The sequence below is a fragment of the Pseudomonas sp. WMBT8 genome, from assembly GCF_050916005.1.
Classification (GTDB): Bacteria; Pseudomonadota; Gammaproteobacteria; order Pseudomonadales; family Pseudomonadaceae; genus Aquipseudomonas.
The window spans coordinates 116,002-135,594 of sequence record NZ_CP188096.1 but is presented as its reverse complement, the minus strand read 5'-3'; the positions used below and the strand labels follow the sequence as shown (position 1 = coordinate 135,594).

Sequence of the window (19,593 nt, the reverse complement as noted above, 5' to 3'; positions counted from 1 at the left end):
TGCTGACAGGCTGTCGTCAGTTCTCCTCATGAGGGATGTTCAATGTTCTACGTGCAACGTGATGCACAGGGTGAGCTGATTCGCGCCGAAGCGGTTGCCTTCGCCGAATCGACCGGCACCCTGCCCGCGGATCATCATGAGATCCAGGCCTGGTTTGCCAATGAAGAAGCGGAGCTGAGCCTCAAGCAGCTCAAGCACAGTGACTCGGAGATGATCCGGGTGCTGGAAGACTTGATTCAGGTGCTGATCCAAAAAGGCGTGATCAACCTCACGGACCTGCCGGTGGCTGCCCAAGCCAAGCTCAAGGACCGTAGCAACGCACGGGAATCACTGGGTGGCCTGAGCCACCTGATCAATGATGATGAGACCGGCCTGATCTGAGGCCGGCCACGGCCTCAGCGCCAGGGCGCCGGCTCGCCAAACAGCTGGCCCTGCACGCCAAAAATCCCCATCTCGCGAATCACCTGCAACTCACCTTCGGTTTCGACCCGCTCGGCAATCAGCGGCAAGTCGATGCTGTGGGCTGCGCGCTGGATGGCTTCGATAAACAGGCGCTTGTCGCTTTCCTGGTCGATGTCGCGGATGTAGCTGCCATCGATCTTCAGGTAGGCCAGGCCCAGGCGCGCCAGGTTGCCGATCATGCTGAAGCGCCCGCCAAAGCGTTGCAGGCTGAGGGAAAAATTCAGCTCCCGCAGACGCTGGGTCAACTGCTCCAGCACGGCCTGTTCAGGCAGTTGCTCTTCACCGATTTCCAGGGTCAGGCGCGGGCCCAGGTTGGAATGCTGACGCAGCAGGTCGAAGACGCGGTTCAGCGCTTGCGGGTCGGCCAGTGTGGCCGCAGACAGGTTCAGGGCCAGCGACTGCTCGTGGCTGGCCATCTGTTTGAGCACCAGTTCCAGCATCACCCGGTCCAGGCGCGCCGACCAGCCAAAGCGCTCAAGCCAAGGCAGGAAGCGCCCGGCGGGGATGGTATGACCCTGGTCGTCGACCAGTCGCGAGAGGACTTTGTAATGCAGGATCAGTTGCGGATCCTGAGTGGCCACTACCGGCTGGAAGTACAGCTCGAAGCGTTGTTGGGTCAGCGCCTGGTCCAGCAGTGTGTGCCAGGCATGGTGATCGTCGCCGACGCTGGCGGCCGCGCTGTGGTCCAGGCACACCCAGCTGACATCCCCCAGGGTCTCGGCCTGGGCCAGCGCTTGGTCGGCCAGGGTCAGCAGGGCTTGCGGCGAATCACCGTGATTGAAAGGCGCCAGGCCAATACAAGCGACCGGCGACACATCACTGGCACCGGTGGCTTGCAGGCTTTGCAAGGTGCTTTCCAGGTTCTGCGCCAGCTGCAACGCCTCTTCACGCATCAGCCCCGGCGCCAGCACGGCGAATTCGCCACCGCGGATTCGGGTGACCAGGTTGTGGGTTTCCGGGTACGGCTCGCACTGGCGCAGCAGTTGCTCGCCAACCGCCTGCAGCAGTTGGTCGGTACGCTGGCCGCCGAGGCGCTGGTTGAGGCCGGCCAGGTCCTTGACCCGCAGCACCAGCAAGTAGCCTGAACTGGTCTCTTCGGGGTTGCTGACCCGCGCGTTGAGTTGCATCTCGAAATAGCGACGGTTGGCCAGGCCTGTGAGGTTGTCCTGATAGGACTCCACCCGCAGCTTTTCGCTGCGCTCGGCCTGTTCCTGGAATAGCGCCTTGAGCTTTTCCACCATCTGGTTCATCGCCTGCACCACGCGGCGCAGTTCCGGGGTGCGCGGCAGATCCGGCAGGCTCAGGAACTCGCGGCGGGCAATGGCGTGGGACTGCTTGACCATGTAGTCCAAAGGCTTGAGCTGGCGGCGCAGCAACAACGCGCCCAGCACCGCACTGACGGCGCCGCACAACAGCAGCCAGCCGAGGCTGCCCAGGGCGCTCTGCCACAGCTTGGCCAGGGCGAACATCGGATGGCTGACCACCTCGACCCGCGCCGCCTGCTCCCAGCCACGGCTGACCAGGGCGTCACCACCGGCCGGCTCCAGGCCGATCATCTTGACGAACCAGTTGGGCACGCCGTTATTGTCGGGGATGCCGCTGCGCTCGACGATGACCTGGTCATTGGTCACGTCGATCACGCGGATGCTGGCGTAATAACCACTGTCGAAGATCGAGCTGACCAGCAGCTCGACCATCGCCGGGTCGTCGATATTGGGCGTCAGGGACAGCGCCAGGGCGGTCGCCGCATCCTGCGCGTGGGAGCGCAACTGGTTCACGTATTGGGTACGCGAGCTTTCCAGGCTGACCATGAAGCTGCCGCTGAAAGCGACCACCAGGAACAGACAGATAGCGATCAACAGCTGTTTGAACAGTGACATCTGAACAGTTACTCCTAGTTGGCCGGCTCGGCTGGGAAGCCTTCCGCACGCATTTTTTTCAGCACATCCTGCCAGCGCGACAGGCGCTTGGTGTCGCCGACCTTTTTGTTGCCCTTGGCGCCCGGCAGGTACAAACCTTCGGCGTTGAAGGAGTAGACCGGCAGCAAGTCGGTCCGTTGGCTGGCAGGCTGGATTTCGTCGATCAGGCTGTCGAGCACCAGCGGCATGGCCTCTGGCGTCGAATAATAGGTCAAGACCATATGGGCGCGATTCTGCCGCAATGCCTTGACGTAGGTAATGCGCAATTTGTCGCTGGAGACACCCAGGTGCCGGAGGCTGAAATATTTGGCGATGGCATAGTCTTCACAGTCGCCGGCGCCCTTCCACAGGGCTTCGATGGGCGTTTCCCAGTAATCGACCTGGTTCCACAGGTCGATGTCTTCGACATAGCGCACCCGTTTGTTGAAGAACAGGTTGACCACCTTGAGCTGCTCCAGCTCGCTGCCTTGTTTTTGCGTGGCCAGCAGCCGCTGCCAGTCATCGATACGCTGCTGGCCCGCGCCCAGTGGCCCATAGAGCGTGGTGGCACGCCGGCTGATCTGGGAGAAATCCCAATCGGCATGCAGCCCGCCAGGCAACAAGCCAGCCAGCAGCAGCGCTGAAAACAACCAGCACAGGATCCGCGAGGGAGTAAAACGTACCGCCAATGGCTTCAGTCCGTAGAAAGAGACGGAGAATCAATCGATGGTGAAGGGTCGGTCGGCAAAAGACAATGGCACGGTGCAATCACTGAGCTTAAGCAATCGCGCCTTGTAAGACGCCAGCAAGCCATAATGTGCGATGAAAAACCGCGCTGTTGAGTCGCTTACAAAGGGAAACCTTGCCTGTTTGACAAGCCTGCATGCAATCTCTAGTGTTCTTTGGATCCAATTAGCCAAAACCCATTCCAACAAGAAAGGAGGATAGCGTAGTCGTGACGCACAAGCCGAACCCTTTGAGCAGCATCAAGATCAGTGGGCCCATTCCCGCTCACCTCGCCCGCTCCGTTATTGAAGAAACATTGCGCAACGCCATACTGGATGGCCGCCTGCCCTGCGGCACCGCCATGCGCCAGCAAGAGCTGGCCAGCCTGTTCGGAGTCAGCCGCATGCCGGTGCGCGAGGCCCTGCGCCAGCTGGAAGCCCAGTCGCTGCTGCATGTTGTCACCCATAAAGGCGCCGTGGTCGCCCCGCTGATTGAAGATAACTCGGCGGAAACCTACGCCCTGCGAATTCTCCTGGAGTCGGAGGCGCTGCGCTTGTCGATCCCATTGCTGGGCACAAGTGATATCGAGCAGGCGGGTGCCTTGATCGACACCCTTGAGCACGAAACCGACTACAACGAAATCGGCCGGCTCAACCGCCTGTTTCACATGGCATTGTATGGCAAGGCTCCCAACCAGCGGTTGTTGAGCCTGGTAGAGCACGGGCTGAACGAGGAGGAGCGGTTCCTGCGTTTCAACCTCGAAGCCATGGGGCTGGGCGAAACTTCCCAAGAGGACCATCGCGAGTTGCTCACCCTGGTCGCGCAGAAAAAGGTCGAGGAAAGTGTACTGACCCTGCGCAATCACCTCATGCGCGGGATGGAAGTGATCACTCACTACCTGAACGGCCTCGAGCAGGAGAACGACAAAGGGGCGCGTTGATTTCTCCCGGCTTTAGCCGCTACGTGCGCGACCTGGATTGCCAGGCGCCGCACACGTCCAAAGCCGGCCTCTGCTGCCGTCACCCCTTGGCCGCTCCGTCAACCGACTCGACATTGACCGTCAGGAAACATCCAGCATTGCAAATGCAAAAGCGGATTTAAGCCTGGTCATTAAGTCCAATAATTTAAAACCTGCAAACAAGGAGGAAAGTTCTCACATCGAACAGTAAGCTCGACTACGAAACATTCCTTCCTGCAAAAAAACCTTATACAACTCTTAAAGTATTTGAATACTTAACCAAGTGATTATCCTTTAATTGGTCTTGGCACTTCAGTCGAAAGCGTAGGCACAGGCTTAGGCACGACTGTGGACGACAAACTATCCAATAAGTCTAAGTTGCTTTGTCACTACTTGTTGCTTGCCGGATAACCAAGCCAGCCGTGTCATTCCCATGACTGCGCGACGCAACACTTACCTGTAATGCACACTTGGTTCTAAACAACCTTTTTATTTGAGTCGGCATAACGACTTATAGGCATTAAGCATGTTTCAACTCCAAGAACTACTCAGACAAAAAAAACTGCAACTACATGAACATCCGATTTTCCTGGAAATCAACTCTTTCCCGCAGTTACAGCACTTTATGCAGAACCATATTTTCGCCGTCTGGGACTTCATGACCCTGACCAAACGCCTGCAACAGGACCTGACCTGCGTGCGCCTGCCCTGGCTCCCGCCGGCGGACCCGCAGGCCGCGCGGCTGATCAACGAAATTGTCCTCGACGAGGAATCGGACCTGCGCCTGGGCGACGGGCATAGCAGTCACTTCGAACTGTACCTGGAGGCAATGCGCGAGGTAGGGGCCTGCACCACCACCATCGAACGCTTCATCGCGTTGCAGCGAGAGGGTGCAAGCCTCGACAGTGCCTTGGCGCAGATCACGCTTGATCCTGCGGTAGAGCGCTTTGTGCGGCACACCCTGGACGTCGCCCTGAACGCCCCGACCCACTGTGTAGCCGCGACCTTCCTGCATGGCCGGGAAAGCGTCATCCCGGCGATGTTCAAGCGCATCCTGCAGGGCAGCGACGTCGCCCACCGGCAGGCCCCCAGCTTGTGCTACTACCTCCAGCGCCACATCGAGCTGGACGCTGAGGGCCATGAGCCGGCCGCAGAGCGCCTGCTCCGACGCCTGACACTGGCGGACCCGGTGCTCGAACAACAGGCCTGGAACGCCGCCCTCAGCGCCGTAGAGAGCCGCATTGCCTTGTGGGACGGCCTTCGCCAGCACGCAGGCCGCCAGGAGGTGAGCCTGTGAACGCCCTCGACTATCGCTCGTTCGCAGCCGACTGGGAGCATCAGGCGACTATCCGCACTCGCCCGCGACGCCTGCTGGAAGATGACGACAAGTTGATCTACCCCCTGTGTCGCCAACCGCTGGTACTCAGTGCGGGTTTTCTCGAGCACTGCCCGCAGTGGCGCGATTTTGTGCTGGTGCAGACGCTCTACAAATTCCTCAACGACGTGGTGATCTTTGAGACCGAGATCGTCGATAGAACCGCACGGAGCATCGCCAAGAATCGTTTTTCAATCCCCTTCCCTACCGCGTGCCGCTACGACGCCATGACCGTGGTGGTCGATGAGGATTATCACGCCCTCGTTGCCCTGGACTTCATGCAGCAAACGCAGGAAAAGACAGGTATTGCGCCGCTACCGCTACCGGCCGCCATCGAGTTGAGCCGTGCCATCCCCATCGCCCAGGCCCAGGCACCGGCGCATCTGCGTGATGCAGTGGAGCTGGTGTGCGTGGCGATTGCCGAGAACACGGTCACCCATGACGTGGCGGCGTTTGCCAAGGATGACAGCGTCAAGCAGTCGGTCCGGGGCCTGATGGCCGACCACCTGGCTGACGAGGGCCGCCACGCCAGCTTCTGGACCTGCCTGGTAAGGCTCTACTGGCAAACGGCAAGCGAAGAGGATCGCGACGGCATCGCCCGAACCCTGCCGGTGTTCCTGCAACACTATTTGACCAATGACCTGCAAAGGGACTTCGACCGACTGTTGATCGAACATCTGGATGTGCCGGCGCGCACTCGCCAGACGCTGCGGGTCGAGGTACAGACCCCGGCCTTTCCGATCACCCGCCAGCACCCGCTGATCGGCAACATCATGGGGTTCCTGCGCCGCAGCGGGTTACTGCAAACCTCGTGTGTCGCCCATGCGTTGAGTGCCTACCTGCCGGCAGCCGGGGGCCAGTCATGAGACGCCTTGGGATTAGCCTGGTCGGTAGCAGTGCGGCCTTGCATGAACTGGGGCAGGCACTGCAACCCTATGGGCATGACCTTGCCGCGCAGGCGCCGGCAATCGACTTGCTGATTGAAGATGGCACCCAGCCCCTCGCCCAGGAACTGGCCGGCGTGACCATGATGAGCCTGCGCCTGTGCATCGGCCCGATGAGTGAGTGTGGCCTGCCAGCCCTGCAAATACGCTGCTATGACCGCACACGCCAGTTGCTGGCCGCGCTGGACCTGACACCGCCAGCCTGTGGCAACGGCCAACGACTGCGACGCCAGGCAGTGACGCACCTGGTCAAGTGGGTCGCGCTGCAGGTCAGCGGCTTTTCGCGCAACCCCGGGCACTTCACACAACGTGCTAGCGCCGCCACGTTTGCCGAGCAGAGCCTGCAAGGCCTGGAAGGACTGGCCTACCTGCATCGCCTCAACCGGACCGCTGACCCGGCGCTCCTGCAAAAAGCCCGGACGCCGCTGATCAAACAGTTGGAGCAGAGCTTGCGGGTCTTCGCCGACCGGCCGGCCCTGGAGATTGCCGGGCTTAGCCTGAGCTATCGACAGCTGTTGCGACACAGCCTGGCCATCCGGCAGGTTCTACAACCCTTGCTCGGGCCGGGGCCGGCGCCCGTGGTCGGGATCTGCCTGGGCAAGTCGATCGAGTTGTACGCCAGCATTCTGGCGACCCTGGGTTGCGGCGCGGTGTATCTGCCGCTCGAGCCGGGCCACCCGCTGCCGCGCCAACGAGCCATGCTGGAAAACGCCGGGGCCGTGGTGTTGCTCGATGATGGCCAACATCCCTTGCGCAAGCATTTCATGGCGGTGGACGTCAGCCGCATGGACAGCCAGCACGTGGACGACAATTGCCCCTTGGCGCTCACCTCGCCCACGGCTGATAGCGCCAGCATGGTGCTTTACACCTCGGGCACTACCGGCCAGCCCAAGGGGGTGTTGCTCAGCCAGCAAAACCTGGCGCATTTTTCGGCGTGGTACAGCCAGCATGTCGAACTCAGCGAGCACAGCCGTGTACTGCAATTTTCGTCCGTGAGTTTCGACTCTTCGCTGGTCGATCTCTTTCCAGCCCTGAACCAGGGCGCGACCCTGATTGTTCCCAGTGAAGAACAGCGTCGTGACCCACTCCAGTTGGTTGAACTGATCCAGCAACAGCGCGTCACCCATGCCTTCCTGCCGCCGGCGCTGTTGAGCCTGCTGCCAATGGACCGACCGTTGGGCCTGCAACACCTGCTGACCGGCGGTGATATCTGTGAGCCCCATGTCATCCGGCAGATGGCCGGGCAATGCGCCTTGCACAACCTCTATGGCCCGACGGAAGCCACAGTGCTGGTCAGCAGCCGTCGGATGCAGGCTGACGACAGCAACCTCAACCTCGGCATACCCATCGCCAACAGCCAGGTGCTGATCCTCGACGAGCAGCGCCAGCCGGTCGAGGACCAGGTAGTTGGCGAGGTGTACATCGTCGGCCCCGGGGTGAGCCTTGGGTATCTAAACCAGCCACGCCAGACCGCCGAGCACTTTGTGCGCCTTGGGCTGCCTGACGGCCAGGCCTTGCACGCGTACCGCACGGGCGACATGGCGAAATGGACGGCCGAGGGTATCGCGCTGGTCGGGCGCCAGGACCAGCAGGTGAAGATCCGTGGTTTTCGGGTCGAGCCCCAAGAGATCGAGCAGTGCTTGCGCGCCAGCCAGCTGTTTCGCCAGGTCGCGGTGGTGATTGACCGTGATCGACGGGTCCTGGCGTTTGTGGCACAGCCTGATCCCAATGGTTCGGGCGCAGCCCTGGCCGCGCTCAAGCAACATGCCAGGCAAATGCTGCCGGACTATATGCAGCCGACCGTGTGCACAGAGCTGACGAGCCTGCCCTCTGGCAGCAATGGCAAGGTTGACCGCCAGGCCTTACTGGCGCTGACGGTTCAAGCCGTCTCGGAAAACCCTCAACGCCACCCCCAAACACCGCTGGAAGGGCAATTGCTGGGCCTGTGGAGTGAACTGCTGGGGTTGCCGGTCGACGAGATGTCGACTGACGACAGCTTTTTCCATCTCGGCGGTCACTCCATTCTGCTTTCAACCATGCTCCTGCGGATTCGCGAGTTGTACGGGCGCAGCCTGCCCCTCAACCGGTTTATCGAAGCGCCAACGGTGCAGACCCTCGCCGCGTTGATGAGCGACAGCCTGCCAGGTGCTGCCCCCAGCGACCGGGCGATCAGCGACGCGCTACGCGCGCTGGACATAAGCCTGTTGCCAGGAGCGCGCGCGGGCAATCGCCACAAGGCGATCGTGACCGGCGCCAACAGCTTTTTGGGTGTGCACATCGTCGAGGCCTTGCTGATGGCCGGAGCGACAGAAGTCGCCTGCCTGGTGCGCGAAAACCCAGGGCAATCAGCCGCTACACGGTTTGCCGAGGCGTTGCGTGAATACCGCCTGGAACACCTGGACCTGAGCCGCGTGCGGGTGTACGCCACCGACCTGCGCCGACCTCGCCTGGGGCTTGAGGCCCATGTCTATGAACACCTCGCCCGCCAGTACGGGGTGCTGATACACAGCGCGGCCCACGTCAATCACGTCATGGACTACGCATCGCTGGCCAAGGACAACGTGGAACCGGTGCTTGAGTGCCTGCGACTGTGCGAAACCCACTGTAAGAAGGTGCTCAATTTTGTCTCCACATTATCCGCATCAAGCAGCGTCGGAGCCGACGGGCAGGTGCTTGAAGCGCCTGCGGCAAGTACCCCGCCGCTCTACATCAAGAACGGCTACAACCTTTCCAAATGGGTGGCTGAACGCCTCTTGGGGCGCGCTGCGGGGCAAGGCGCCTGGATCAACATCTATCGCCCCGGGAACATCAGTTTCAATAGCCGCAACGGCGTCTGCCAACCACACAAAAACCGCCTGATGCTGATGCTCAAGGGCTCGCTGCAGCTGGGCCGGGTGCCACGCCTGGGCTTGAACTTCGACCTGATGCCGGTGGATTTCCTGGCGCAGTTCATTGCCTTCCACAGTGGCAACTGCGTTGCCGAGCGCAGCGTGTTCAACCTGCACAATCCGCAGCCACTGCGGTGGGAAACCTACGTGGAGTCGTTCCGCCAGGCAGGTCATGCGTTCGAATTGGTAAGCGTGGCGGATTGGCAACACCAGCTAGGTGAAGTGGGTCGCGAGAATGCCCTGTTTGGCGTGCTCGGGTTTTACCTCAATGGGCTGGGAGAAGACATTGGCGATATCTCGATGATTCGCCACGAGAACGCACGCTATGGCGTCGAGCAGATGGGCATGCAATACCCCGAAAAAGCACCCGCGCTGTTACGCAGAGGGTGCCAGTACCTCAATGCCATCGGCTTTCTGTGACACCGCCACCAGGGAAAAACTTATGAGACAGCTGCAACCCGATACGTTGATCCAAAACCCCGTGGGCAGGCCTGTGGTGTCATCTGTGGCGATTGCCTGCAGCGCCGTCAACCTGTGGGGGGTCGTGGGTCGCTTCGCAGGCTTTGACGCGTTCATCCCTGCCCTGGCAGGTATCACGATGATCGGCAGCGGTGTGGGATCGCTGCGCAAGAAATGCTTCCACGACGGCAATGTGGTCGTGGAACAGCTCAATAGCCACGATGCGCAGGCGATGCACATGACCTGGACGACGATCTATAACACCTTGGGCGTGGCCCGGCTGTGGGCCGCAATGAGCGTTGAGTCGCTGGGGGAGAATCAGGCGCGGGCGACCTGGACCATCATCGCCGAACCCGTTGATGCCAGCGACAAAGAGGGATTTGAACAATTCATCCAGGCCTTCGCCGACAGTGCACTGGATAACGTGCGCCGACTGCTTGGCTGAAAAAAATGGCGCAGTGCATTGCTGCACTGCGCCACATTGACTGGCAGGGTGATCAGATCTTGAAACTGTCGACCAGTTGCTTCAAGCGATTGGCTTGTTGTGACAGCGCGTCACAGTCTTTCAAGGTCTCGTTGAGGTTGGCCACACCTTGTTGGTTCAGCAGGTTGATCTGGTTGATATCAACATTGAGCGTCTCCACCACGGCGGTCTGCTCCTCGGTGGCAGCGGCCACCGACTGGTTCATGCCGTCGATCTCGACGATACGCTGGGTCACGCTGATCAAGCGTTCACCGGCCTGGTTGGCAACCTCGACGCTTTCTTCGCTGGACACCTGGCTGGCATTCATCGTGGTCACGGCTTCGCGTGAGCCGATCTGCAACGAGGTGATCATCTTGTGGATCTCCTCTGCCGACTCCTGGGTACGGTGGGCCAGGTTGCGCACTTCGTCAGCCACCACGGCAAAACCACGGCCGGCTTCACCAGCACGGGCGGCTTCAATAGCGGCGTTGAGGGCCAGCAGGTTGGTTTGCTGGGAGATGCCTTTGATCACATCGAGGATATGGCCAATGTTGTCGGTACTGGCATTCAAGGTTTCGATCTGCGTACAGGACAGGCTGATCTTCTGCGACAACTCGGACATCGCCAGGATGGTTTTCTCTACGACCTGGCGACCGTCATCGGCTTGCTCGCTGGCGCCACTGGCGTGTTGCGAGGCGTCAGCGGCGTTACGGGCGATTTCCTGGGTGGCGGCACCCAGTTCGTTAATGGCCGCGGCAACGCTGTTGGTACGGGCGCTCTGCTCGTCAGAACCGATGATCGAGGCGTTGGACGATGCCATCACGCGCTGGGAAAGATCGTGTACATGCCTGGTCGCCGAGGACACTTCGCTGATCGAGGCATGGATACGCTCGACAAACTGGTTGAACGCACCACCCAGCTCACCGAATTCATCTTTGCTTTCCACGACCAGGCGGCGGGTCAGGTCGCCCTCGCCCTGGGCAATGTCTTGCATGGCGCGACCCATGGTGGTCAGCGGGCGCATCAGCACCTGGATCAACAGGCTCAGCAATACGGCAATTGCAGTGACGGCAATGAACATTGCGATCAAGGCGGAGGTGCGGAACTTACTTAGGGGGGCGTAGGCTTTGTCTTTATCGATCGACAGCCCTATGTACCAGTCCGCACCAGGCAAGCCGCTGATCGGGGTGAAGGACAGGATGCGGTCCTGGCCATTGAGGACCACATCCTGGTTGATCTTCTCAATACGGACGGTGCTGCCCGGATAGATATCCTTGAGGTTTTTCATTACCTGTTCTTGGTCAGGACTGACAATCACCTGCCCATCGCCGCTGACCAGGAACGCGTGGCCAATCCCGCCGAAGTCCACCGAGTTGATGATCTTCACCAAGGTTTGCAGGCTCAAGTCGCCACCCACTACACCCAGCAGCTCACCATTTTTCTTGACCGGCATCGCGATGGTGACGATCAAACCACCGACGGCGGCCATATAAGGCGGGGTCAGCATGGGTTTGTCGGCAGCGACCGCTTGCTTGTACCAAGGGCGCTGACGCGGATCGTAGCCATCAGGCATTTTCGCGTCAGGACGCTGGGTGAAGACACCGTTGGTTGAACCGACGTAGGTGAACTGGAAGTTCGAGGTGAACGCCGGTTGATCAACCAGGCCGGGGAGGTCGGCATTGCTGCCTTGGTGAGCAACGTTCTGCGCAAGGTTCTCCAGGACCAGCACCCGGCCACTGAGCCAGTTCTGCACACTGCTGGCAGTCAGGTCACCCGACTGCTGGATAGATGACTCCAGGTTTTGCCTGATGGTATTGCGCTGCAGGTAGTCGTTGTACAACGTAAACAGCGCGAAGGCCAAAACCACGACGCCTGACGCGGCCAACAGAATTTTATGACTGAACTTGAGATTCATTTCATCGACTTCTTTTTGCCAAAAGGGGGTGAGCGTGCCGAATGCAACGTTCCATGTACGGTATAGGCGGACTCTACGACCGCTCTATTTCGGTGCACGCATGGCTCATCAGGCTTTCGGCCAAGGCTGGATAAATCTTAGGAATTTGTGGGATACATCTTCTTTTTATGTAAGAAGCCGACAGGCGGTCAGGATTGGACACTTAGGTCCCCAGAACGACAAAACCCCCGTCTGCGCTAGCAGACGGGGGTTTCGGAATTCAATCTTGACGATGACCTACTCTCACATGGGGAAACCCCACACTACCATCGGCGATGCATCGTTTCACTGCTGAGTTCGGGATGGGATCAGGTGGTTCCAATGCTCTATGGTCGTCAAGAAATTCTGTGTACCAGAGCGTTGCGCTAGCAACGGTCCGGTGAAATTCATGGACTTCTACATAAACAAAACCCCTGTCTGCGTTAGCAAACAGGGGTTTTGGAATTTAATCTTGACGATGACCTACTCTCACATGGGGAAACCCCACACTACCATCGGCGATGCATCGTTTCACTGCTGAGTTCGGGATGGGATCAGGTGGTTCCAATGCTCTATGGTCGTCAAGAAATTCGGGTACTGAGTCGCGGCAAGTGCCTCGCTTCAGCAAATTGGGTATGTGACAGCTTTCGGTGTTTTGTGAGATTCGAACTTTCGGTTCATTTCGTCTTCACACACCGCAATCTGATGCTCTTTCGAGAAACAAATTGCTTGGGTGTTATATGGTCAAGCCTCACGGGCAATTAGTATTGGTTAGCTCAACGCCTCACAGCGCTTACACACCCAACCTATCAACGTCGTAGTCTTCGACGGCCCTTCAGGGAACTCAAGGTTCCAGTGAGATCTCATCTTGAGGCTAGTTTCCCGCTTAGATGCTTTCAGCGGTTATCTATTCCGAACATAGCTACCCGGCAATGCCACTGGCGTGACAACCGGAACACCAGAGGTTCGTCCACTCCGGTCCTCTCGTACTAGGAGCAGCCCCTCTCAAATCTCAAACGTCCACGGCAGATAGGGACCGAACTGTCTCACGACGTTCTAAACCCAGCTCGCGTACCACTTTAAATGGCGAACAGCCATACCCTTGGGACCGGCTTCAGCCCCAGGATGTGATGAGCCGACATCGAGGTGCCAAACACCGCCGTCGATATGAACTCTTGGGCGGTATCAGCCTGTTATCCCCGGAGTACCTTTTATCCGTTGAGCGATGGCCCTTCCATACAGAACCACCGGATCACTAAGACCTACTTTCGTACCTGCTCGACGTGTCTGTCTCGCAGTCAAGCGCGCTTTTGCCTTTATACTCTACGACCGATTTCCGACCGGTCTGAGCGCACCTTCGTACTCCTCCGTTACTCTTTAGGAGGAGACCGCCCCAGTCAAACTACCCACCATACACTGTCCTCGATCCGGATAACGGACCTGAGTTAGAACCTCAAAGTTGCCAGGGTGGTATTTCAAGGTTGGCTCCACGCGAACTGGCGTCCACGCTTCAAAGCCTCCCACCTATCCTACACAAGCAAATTCAAAGTCCAGTGCAAAGCTATAGTAAAGGTTCACGGGGTCTTTCCGTCTAGCCGCGGATACACTGCATCTTCACAGCGATTTCAATTTCACTGAGTCTCGGGTGGAGACAGCGCCGCCATCGTTACGCCATTCGTGCAGGTCGGAACTTACCCGACAAGGAATTTCGCTACCTTAGGACCGTTATAGTTACGGCCGCCGTTTACCGGGGCTTCGATCAAGAGCTTCGCGTTAGCTAACCCCATCAATTAACCTTCCGGCACCGGGCAGGCGTCACACCCTATACGTCCACTTTCGTGTTTGCAGAGTGCTGTGTTTTTAATAAACAGTCGCAGCGGCCTGGTATCTTCGACCGGCATGAGCTTACGGAGCAAGTCCTTCACCCTCACCGGCGCACCTTCTCCCGAAGTTACGGTGCCATTTTGCCTAGTTCCTTCACCCGAGTTCTCTCAAGCGCCTTGGTATTCTCTACCCAACCACCTGTGTCGGTTTGGGGTACGGTTCCTGGTTACCTGAAGCTTAGAAGCTTTTCTTGGAAGCATGGCATCAACCACTTCGTCACCCAAAGGGTAACTCGTCATCAGCTCTCGGCCTTAGAATCCCGGATTTACCTAAGATTCCAGCCTACCACCTTAAACTTGGACAACCAACGCCAAGCTGGCCTAGCCTTCTCCGTCCCTCCATCGCAATAACCAGAAGTACAGGAATATTAACCTGTTTTCCATCGACTACGCTTTTCAGCCTCGCCTTAGGGACCGACTAACCCTGCGTCGATTAACGTTGCGCAGGAAACCTTGGTCTTTCGGCGTGGGTGTTTTTCACACCCATTGTCGTTACTCATGTCAGCATTCGCACTTCTGATACCTCCAGCAAGCTTCTCAACTCACCTTCACAGGCTTACAGAACGCTCCTCTACCGCATCACCCGAGGGTGATACCCGTAGCTTCGGTGTATGGTTTGAGCCCCGTTACATCTTCCGCGCAGGCCGACTCGACTAGTGAGCTATTACGCTTTCTTTAAAGGGTGGCTGCTTCTAAGCCAACCTCCTAGCTGTCTAAGCCTTCCCACATCGTTTCCCACTTAACCATAACTTTGGGACCTTAGCTGACGGTCTGGGTTGTTTCCCTTTTCACGACGGACGTTAGCACCCGCCGTGTGTCTCCCATGCTCGGCACTTGTAGGTATTCGGAGTTTGCATCGGTTTGGTAAGTCGGGATGACCCCCTAGCCGAAACAGTGCTCTACCCCCTACAGTGATACATGAGGCGCTACCTAAATAGCTTTCGAGGAGAACCAGCTATCTCCGAGCTTGATTAGCCTTTCACTCCGATCCACAGGTCATCCGCTAACTTTTCAACGGTAGTCGGTTCGGTCCTCCAGTTAGTGTTACCCAACCTTCAACCTGCCCATGGATAGATCGCCCGGTTTCGGGTCTATTCCCAGCGACTAGACGCCCTATTAAGACTCGCTTTCGCTACGCCTCCCCTATTCGGTTAAGCTCGCCACTGAAAATAAGTCGCTGACCCATTATACAAAAGGTACGCAGTCACCCAACAAAGTGGGCTCCCACTGCTTGTACGCATACGGTTTCAGGATCTATTTCACTCCCCTCTCCGGGGTTCTTTTCGCCTTTCCCTCACGGTACTAGTTCACTATCGGTCAGTCAGTAGTATTTAGCCTTGGAGGATGGTCCCCCCATATTCAGACAAAGTTTCTCGTGCTCCGTCCTACTCGATTTCATGACTAAGAGATTTTCGCGTACAGGGCTATCACCCACTATGGCCGCACTTTCCAGAGCGTTCCGCTAATCTCAAAGCCACTTAAGGGCTAGTCCCCGTTCGCTCGCCACTACTAAGGGAATCTCGGTTGATTTCTTTTCCTCAGGGTACTTAGATGTTTCAGTTCCCCTGGTTCGCCTCTTAAGCCTATGTATTCAGCTTAAGATAACCATCTTATGATGGCTGGGTTCCCCCATTCAGACATCTCCGGATCAAAGTCTGTTTGCCGACTCCCCGAAGCTTTTCGCAGGCTACCACGTCTTTCATCGCCTCTGACTGCCAAGGCATCCACCGTATGCGCTTCTTCACTTGACCATATAACCCCAAGCAATCTGGTTATACTGTGAAGACGACATTCGCCGAAAATTCGATAATACTCAATTTGAGTAACTCACAAATTTTACCTTAGCCTGATCCGTTACCAGTGAAAGTAACGTTCAGTCTATCTTTCTATCACATACCCAAATTTTTAAAGAACGAACTAGTCAAAGACTAGAAATCAACATTCACCATCACAATGATGGAATGCTCATTTCTAAGCTTTATACAAACAGAAGCAGTAGTGGTGGAGCCAAACGGGATCGAACCGTTGACCTCCTGCGTGCAAGGCAGGCGCTCTCCCAGCTGAGCTATGGCCCCGTATTTCTACAGGCGTTTCCCACACAAAATTGGTGGGTCTGGGCAGATTCGAACTGCCGACCTCACCCTTATCAGGGGTGCGCTCTAACCAACTGAGCTACAGACCCAATTTCGGGCTGCTTCTTTTCGTCTTCTTCAATGAATCAAGCAATTCGTGTGGGAACTTATGGAGCAGCTGATGTCGTCGATTAAGGAGGTGATCCAGCCGCAGGTTCCCCTACGGCTACCTTGTTACGACTTCACCCCAGTCATGAATCACACCGTGGTAACCGTCCTCCCGAAGGTTAGACTAGCTACTTCTGGTGCAACCCACTCCCATGGTGTGACGGGCGGTGTGTACAAGGCCCGGGAACGTATTCACCGCGACATTCTGATTCGCGATTACTAGCGATTCCGACTTCACGCAGTCGAGTTGCAGACTGCGATCCGGACTACGATCGGTTTTGTGGGATTAGCTCCACCTCGCGGCTTGGCAACCCTCTGTACCGACCATTGTAGCACGTGTGTAGCCCAGGCCGTAAGGGCCATGATGACTTGACGTCATCCCCACCTTCCTCCGGTTTGTCACCGGCAGTCTCCTTAGAGTGCCCACCATAACGTGCTGGTAACTAAGGACAAGGGTTGCGCTCGTTACGGGACTTAACCCAACATCTCACGACACGAGCTGACGACAGCCATGCAGCACCTGTCTCAATGTTCCCGAAGGCACCAATCTATCTCTAGAAAGTTCATTGGATGTCAAGGCCTGGTAAGGTTCTTCGCGTTGCTTCGAATTAAACCACATGCTCCACCGCTTGTGCGGGCCCCCGTCAATTCATTTGAGTTTTAACCTTGCGGCCGTACTCCCCAGGCGGTCAACTTAATGCGTTAGCTGCGCCACTAAGAGCTCAAGGCTCCCAACGGCTAGTTGACATCGTTTACGGCGTGGACTACCAGGGTATCTAATCCTGTTTGCTCCCCACGCTTTCGCACCTCAGTGTCAGTATCAGTCCAGGTGGTCGCCTTCGCCACTGGTGTTCCTTCCTATATCTACGCATTTCACCGCTACACAGGAAATTCCACCACCCTCTACCATACTCTAGTCAGTCAGTTTTGAATGCAGTTCCCAGGTTGAGCCCGGGGATTTCACATCCAACTTAACTAACCACCTACGCGCGCTTTACGCCCAGTAATTCCGATTAACGCTTGCACCCTCTGTATTACCGCGGCTGCTGGCACAGAGTTAGCCGGTGCTTATTCTGTCGGTAACGTCAAAATTGCAGAGTATTAATCTACAACCCTTCCTCCCAACTTAAAGTGCTTTACAATCCGAAGACCTTCTTCACACACGCGGCATGGCTGGATCAGGCTTTCGCCCATTGTCCAATATTCCCCACTGCTGCCTCCCGTAGGAGTCTGGACCGTGTCTCAGTTCCAGTGTGACTGATCATCCTCTCAGACCAGTTACGGATCGTCGCCTTGGTGAGCCATTACCCCACCAACTAGCTAATCCGACCTAGGCTCATCTGATAGCGCAAGGCCCGAAGGTCCCCTGCTTTCTCCCGTGGGACGTATGCGGTATTAGCGTCCGTTTCCGAACGTTATCCCCCACTACCAGGCAGATTCCTAGGCATTACTCACCCGTCCGCCGCTCTCAAGAGAAGCAAGCTTCTCTCTACCGCTCGACTTGCATGTGTTAGGCCTGCCGCCAGCGTTCAATCTGAGCCATGATCAAACTCTTCAGTTCAAACATCTTTGGGTTTTTAAGAAACCCTAAACTTGGCTCAGCAATCGTTGGTTACATCTTTGATTTCTCGCGGAGTAACTTGTGATGCTGATAATCTTGTTGACTATCAGTCTGACTCCACAAGCACCCACACGAATTGCTTGATTCAGTTGTTAAAGAGCGGTTGGTTAAGATCTTTCGTCTCAACCGAGGCGCGCATTCTACAGCAGCCTCATTTGCTGTCAAGTGATTATTTTCAGAAGTTTCGAGATTTTCCTCAACAACTTCAACCACTTGCGCCTTCGATCTCTCGTCAGCGGGAGGCGAATTCTACAGCGTTACACGCTGCTGTCAACACCTCTTTTTCAACTTCCTTTTGGCTTCGATGAACTGAAGCAACCTACTGCCGAAAACTACATAACTCTTTGTTTACCAAGGAGTTTTCCGTTTCGACTGCGCCGGAAGTGGGGCGAATTATAGACTTCCAGAATCTGCCGTCAACCCTTGATTTTGCTTTTCTATCAATTAGTTACGATCGATTAAAAAACAATCAACTCCTGCCATGCAGAACCCCTTCTATATAGAAGACACACCTCATATAACTCCCGCCGCCTTTAAAGCCGCCACATGAGCCGCTCCCAACCCCAGCACCTGGCTGAGTATTTGAGCCGTATGCTCGCCCAGGAGCGGTGGCGCACTGCGATACTCCACGGGCGTCTTGGACAGCCTAATAGGGCTCCCCACCTGCGGCACCTTGCCCGCCAACGGGTGCGGCAACTCTATAGCCAACCCACGCGCCTGCACCTGCGGATCGGCAAACACCTGCGCCAGGTCATTGATCGGCCCACACGGCACACCTACCTGCTCCAGCTGGGCCACCCACTCGGCCGTGGTCTTGAACACCGTTGCCTGGCGAATCAATGGAATGAGCACCGCCCGATTGGCCACCCGCAGCTTATTAGTAGCAAACCGTGGATCATCAGCCCACTGCGGCTGCCCGGCGACCTGGGCAAACTTGCGGAACTGGCCGTCATTACCCACGGTCAGGATGAAATCGCCATCTGCCGTGGGAAAGTCCTGATACGGCACGATATTCGGATGCGCATTACCCAGCCGCTTGGGCGCTACCCCCGTCGTCAGGTAATTCATCGCCTGGTTGGCCAGGCAGGCAACCTGAACATCCAGCAACGCCATATCAATATGCTGGCCGCCGCCATCATGGTCGCGGTGCGCCATGGCCGCCAGAATCGCCACGGCTGAGTAAAGTCCGGTCAAAATATCGGTCAGGGCTACACCTACCTTGACCGGGCCTTCGCCCTCATCACCCTCGGGACGCCCCGTCAGGCTCATCAAACCGCCCAGGCCCTGAATCATGAAGTCATAGCCAGCGCGCGCCGCATACGGCCCAGTCTGGCCAAAACCCGTGATAGAGCAATAGATCAGCTGCGGATTGAGCTCCTTGAGCGACTCATAGTCCAGGCCATACGCCGCCAAGCCGCCCACCTTGAAGTTCTCGATCAAGATATCCGACTTCGCCGCCAGGTCCCGGACCAGCTTCTGCCCCTCCGGCCGCGTGAAGTCGATAGTCACCGACTCCTTATTACGATTGGCCGATAAGTAGTAGGACGCCTCACTGGTGTTTTCACCATAGGCATCCTTGAGGAAGGGCGGGCCCCAGGCGCGGGTATCGTCACCACTGCCAGGTCGTTCGACCTTGATCACCTCAGCGCCGAGATCAGCAAGAATCTGCCCGGCCCAAGGCCCCGCCAGCACCCGTGACAAATCCAGCACCCGCAGATGCGATAGCGCGCCCATGGTCACACT

Annotated in this window: 10 protein-coding genes, 2 tRNA genes and 4 rRNA genes; 6 read left to right on the top strand and 10 right to left on the bottom strand. The window is 57.3% G+C overall.

The annotated features are described in order from the left end of the window. Positions 1–42: 42 nt before the first annotated feature. The gene (locus ACO77H_RS00635) at positions 43–381 is read left to right on the top strand and encodes a hypothetical protein (protein ID WP_029300706.1); all 339 of its coding nucleotides are present in this window, start codon (positions 43–45) and stop codon (positions 379–381) included. 14 nt (positions 382–395) lie between these two features. Here ACO77H_RS00635 and lapD read toward each other — a convergent pair whose 3' ends face one another. Both lapD and lapG read right to left on the bottom strand, forming a co-directional pair. After that, positions 396–2,342, bottom strand: coding sequence for a cyclic di-GMP receptor LapD (gene lapD / locus ACO77H_RS00630; RefSeq protein ID WP_169957168.1), 1,947 nt, complete (start codon positions 2,340–2,342; stop codon positions 396–398). Positions 2,343–2,356: 14 nt separating this feature from the next. Beyond that, positions 2,357–3,049 carry a cysteine protease LapG gene (gene lapG, locus ACO77H_RS00625; protein WP_169957166.1) on the bottom strand — a complete coding sequence of 231 codons (693 nt, stop codon included), beginning with the start codon at positions 3,047–3,049 and terminating at the stop codon, positions 2,357–2,359. 266 nt (positions 3,050–3,315) lie between these two features. Between lapG and ACO77H_RS00620 the strand changes: the two genes are divergently transcribed. The 5 genes from ACO77H_RS00620 (at position 3,316) to ACO77H_RS00600 (ending at position 10,155) form a co-directional block, all read left to right on the top strand. After that, a complete protein-coding gene (locus ACO77H_RS00620) occupies positions 3,316–4,026 on the top strand; it encodes a GntR family transcriptional regulator (protein WP_169957165.1) in 711 nt (236 codons plus the stop codon). 544 nt (positions 4,027–4,570) lie between these two features. After that, positions 4,571–5,341 (top strand): DUF3050 domain-containing protein, encoded by a 771-nt coding sequence (locus ACO77H_RS00615; RefSeq protein ID WP_169957163.1) that lies wholly within the window; start codon positions 4,571–4,573, stop codon positions 5,339–5,341. Next, positions 5,338–6,285, top strand: a complete 948-nt coding sequence (locus tag ACO77H_RS00610; RefSeq protein ID WP_432754844.1) for a diiron oxygenase — start codon at positions 5,338–5,340, stop codon at positions 6,283–6,285. Before ACO77H_RS00615 ends, ACO77H_RS00610 begins: the two co-directional genes overlap by 4 nt. Then, entirely contained in the window at positions 6,282–9,671 is a 3,390-nt protein-coding gene (locus tag ACO77H_RS00605; RefSeq protein ID WP_432754843.1) for an amino acid adenylation domain-containing protein, read from the top strand. The genes ACO77H_RS00610 and ACO77H_RS00605 overlap by 4 nt, the downstream gene beginning before the upstream one ends. A gap of 22 nt (positions 9,672–9,693) precedes the next feature. After that, the gene (locus ACO77H_RS00600) at positions 9,694–10,155 is read left to right on the top strand and encodes an SRPBCC family protein (protein ID WP_432754842.1); all 462 of its coding nucleotides are present in this window, start codon (positions 9,694–9,696) and stop codon (positions 10,153–10,155) included. Positions 10,156–10,207: 52 nt separating this feature from the next. On the opposite strand, the gene ACO77H_RS00595 is transcribed toward ACO77H_RS00600, so the two are convergent. The 8 genes from ACO77H_RS00595 to ACO77H_RS00560 all read right to left on the bottom strand — a co-directional run bounded on the left by ACO77H_RS00595 (position 10,208) and on the right by ACO77H_RS00560 (position 19,584). Next, complete coding sequence (locus tag ACO77H_RS00595) at positions 10,208–12,088, bottom strand: methyl-accepting chemotaxis protein (RefSeq protein ID WP_170058220.1); 1,881 nt, start codon at positions 12,086–12,088, stop codon at positions 10,208–10,210. 263 nt (positions 12,089–12,351) lie between these two features. Beyond that, a 5S ribosomal RNA gene (rrf, locus tag ACO77H_RS00590) occupies positions 12,352–12,467 on the bottom strand. A 109-nt stretch (positions 12,468–12,576) separates the two neighbouring features. Beyond that, positions 12,577–12,692: ribosomal RNA gene (gene rrf / locus ACO77H_RS00585) — 5S ribosomal RNA — on the bottom strand. A gap of 154 nt (positions 12,693–12,846) precedes the next feature. After that, positions 12,847–15,740: ribosomal RNA gene (locus ACO77H_RS00580) — 23S ribosomal RNA — on the bottom strand. A gap of 248 nt (positions 15,741–15,988) precedes the next feature. Continuing rightward, positions 15,989–16,064, bottom strand: a tRNA-Ala gene (locus tag ACO77H_RS00575). 30 nt (positions 16,065–16,094) lie between these two features. Then, positions 16,095–16,171, bottom strand: a tRNA-Ile gene (locus ACO77H_RS00570). 82 nt (positions 16,172–16,253) lie between these two features. Next, positions 16,254–17,790 (bottom strand): 16S ribosomal RNA (locus ACO77H_RS00565). Together the 16S, 23S and 5S rRNA genes with 2 tRNA genes alongside form the textbook arrangement of a ribosomal RNA operon. Positions 17,791–18,363: 573 nt before the next feature. Next, positions 18,364–19,584, bottom strand: a complete 1,221-nt coding sequence (locus ACO77H_RS00560) for a CaiB/BaiF CoA transferase family protein (RefSeq protein ID WP_432754841.1) — start codon at positions 19,582–19,584, stop codon at positions 18,364–18,366. Positions 19,585–19,593 lie beyond the last annotated feature (9 nt).

Bases quoted from the DNA above. Each gene is read 5' to 3' on its own strand.
- ACO77H_RS00605 (WP_432754843.1), top strand. From the start codon at position 6,282: ATGAGACGCCTTGGGATTAGCCTGGTCGGTAGCAGTGCGGCCTTGCAT.
- ACO77H_RS00560 (WP_432754841.1), bottom strand. From the start codon at position 19,584: ATGGGCGCGCTATCGCATCTGCGGGTGCTGGATTTGTCACGGGTGCTG.
- ACO77H_RS00600 (WP_432754842.1), top strand. From the start codon at position 9,694: ATGAGACAGCTGCAACCCGATACGTTGATCCAAAACCCCGTGGGCAGG.
- ACO77H_RS00595 (WP_170058220.1), bottom strand. From the start codon at position 12,088: ATGAATCTCAAGTTCAGTCATAAAATTCTGTTGGCCGCGTCAGGCGTC.
- ACO77H_RS00635 (WP_029300706.1), top strand. From the start codon at position 43: ATGTTCTACGTGCAACGTGATGCACAGGGTGAGCTGATTCGCGCCGAA.
- ACO77H_RS00615 (WP_169957163.1), top strand. From the start codon at position 4,571: ATGTTTCAACTCCAAGAACTACTCAGACAAAAAAAACTGCAACTACAT.
- lapD (WP_169957168.1), bottom strand. From the start codon at position 2,342: ATGTCACTGTTCAAACAGCTGTTGATCGCTATCTGTCTGTTCCTGGTG.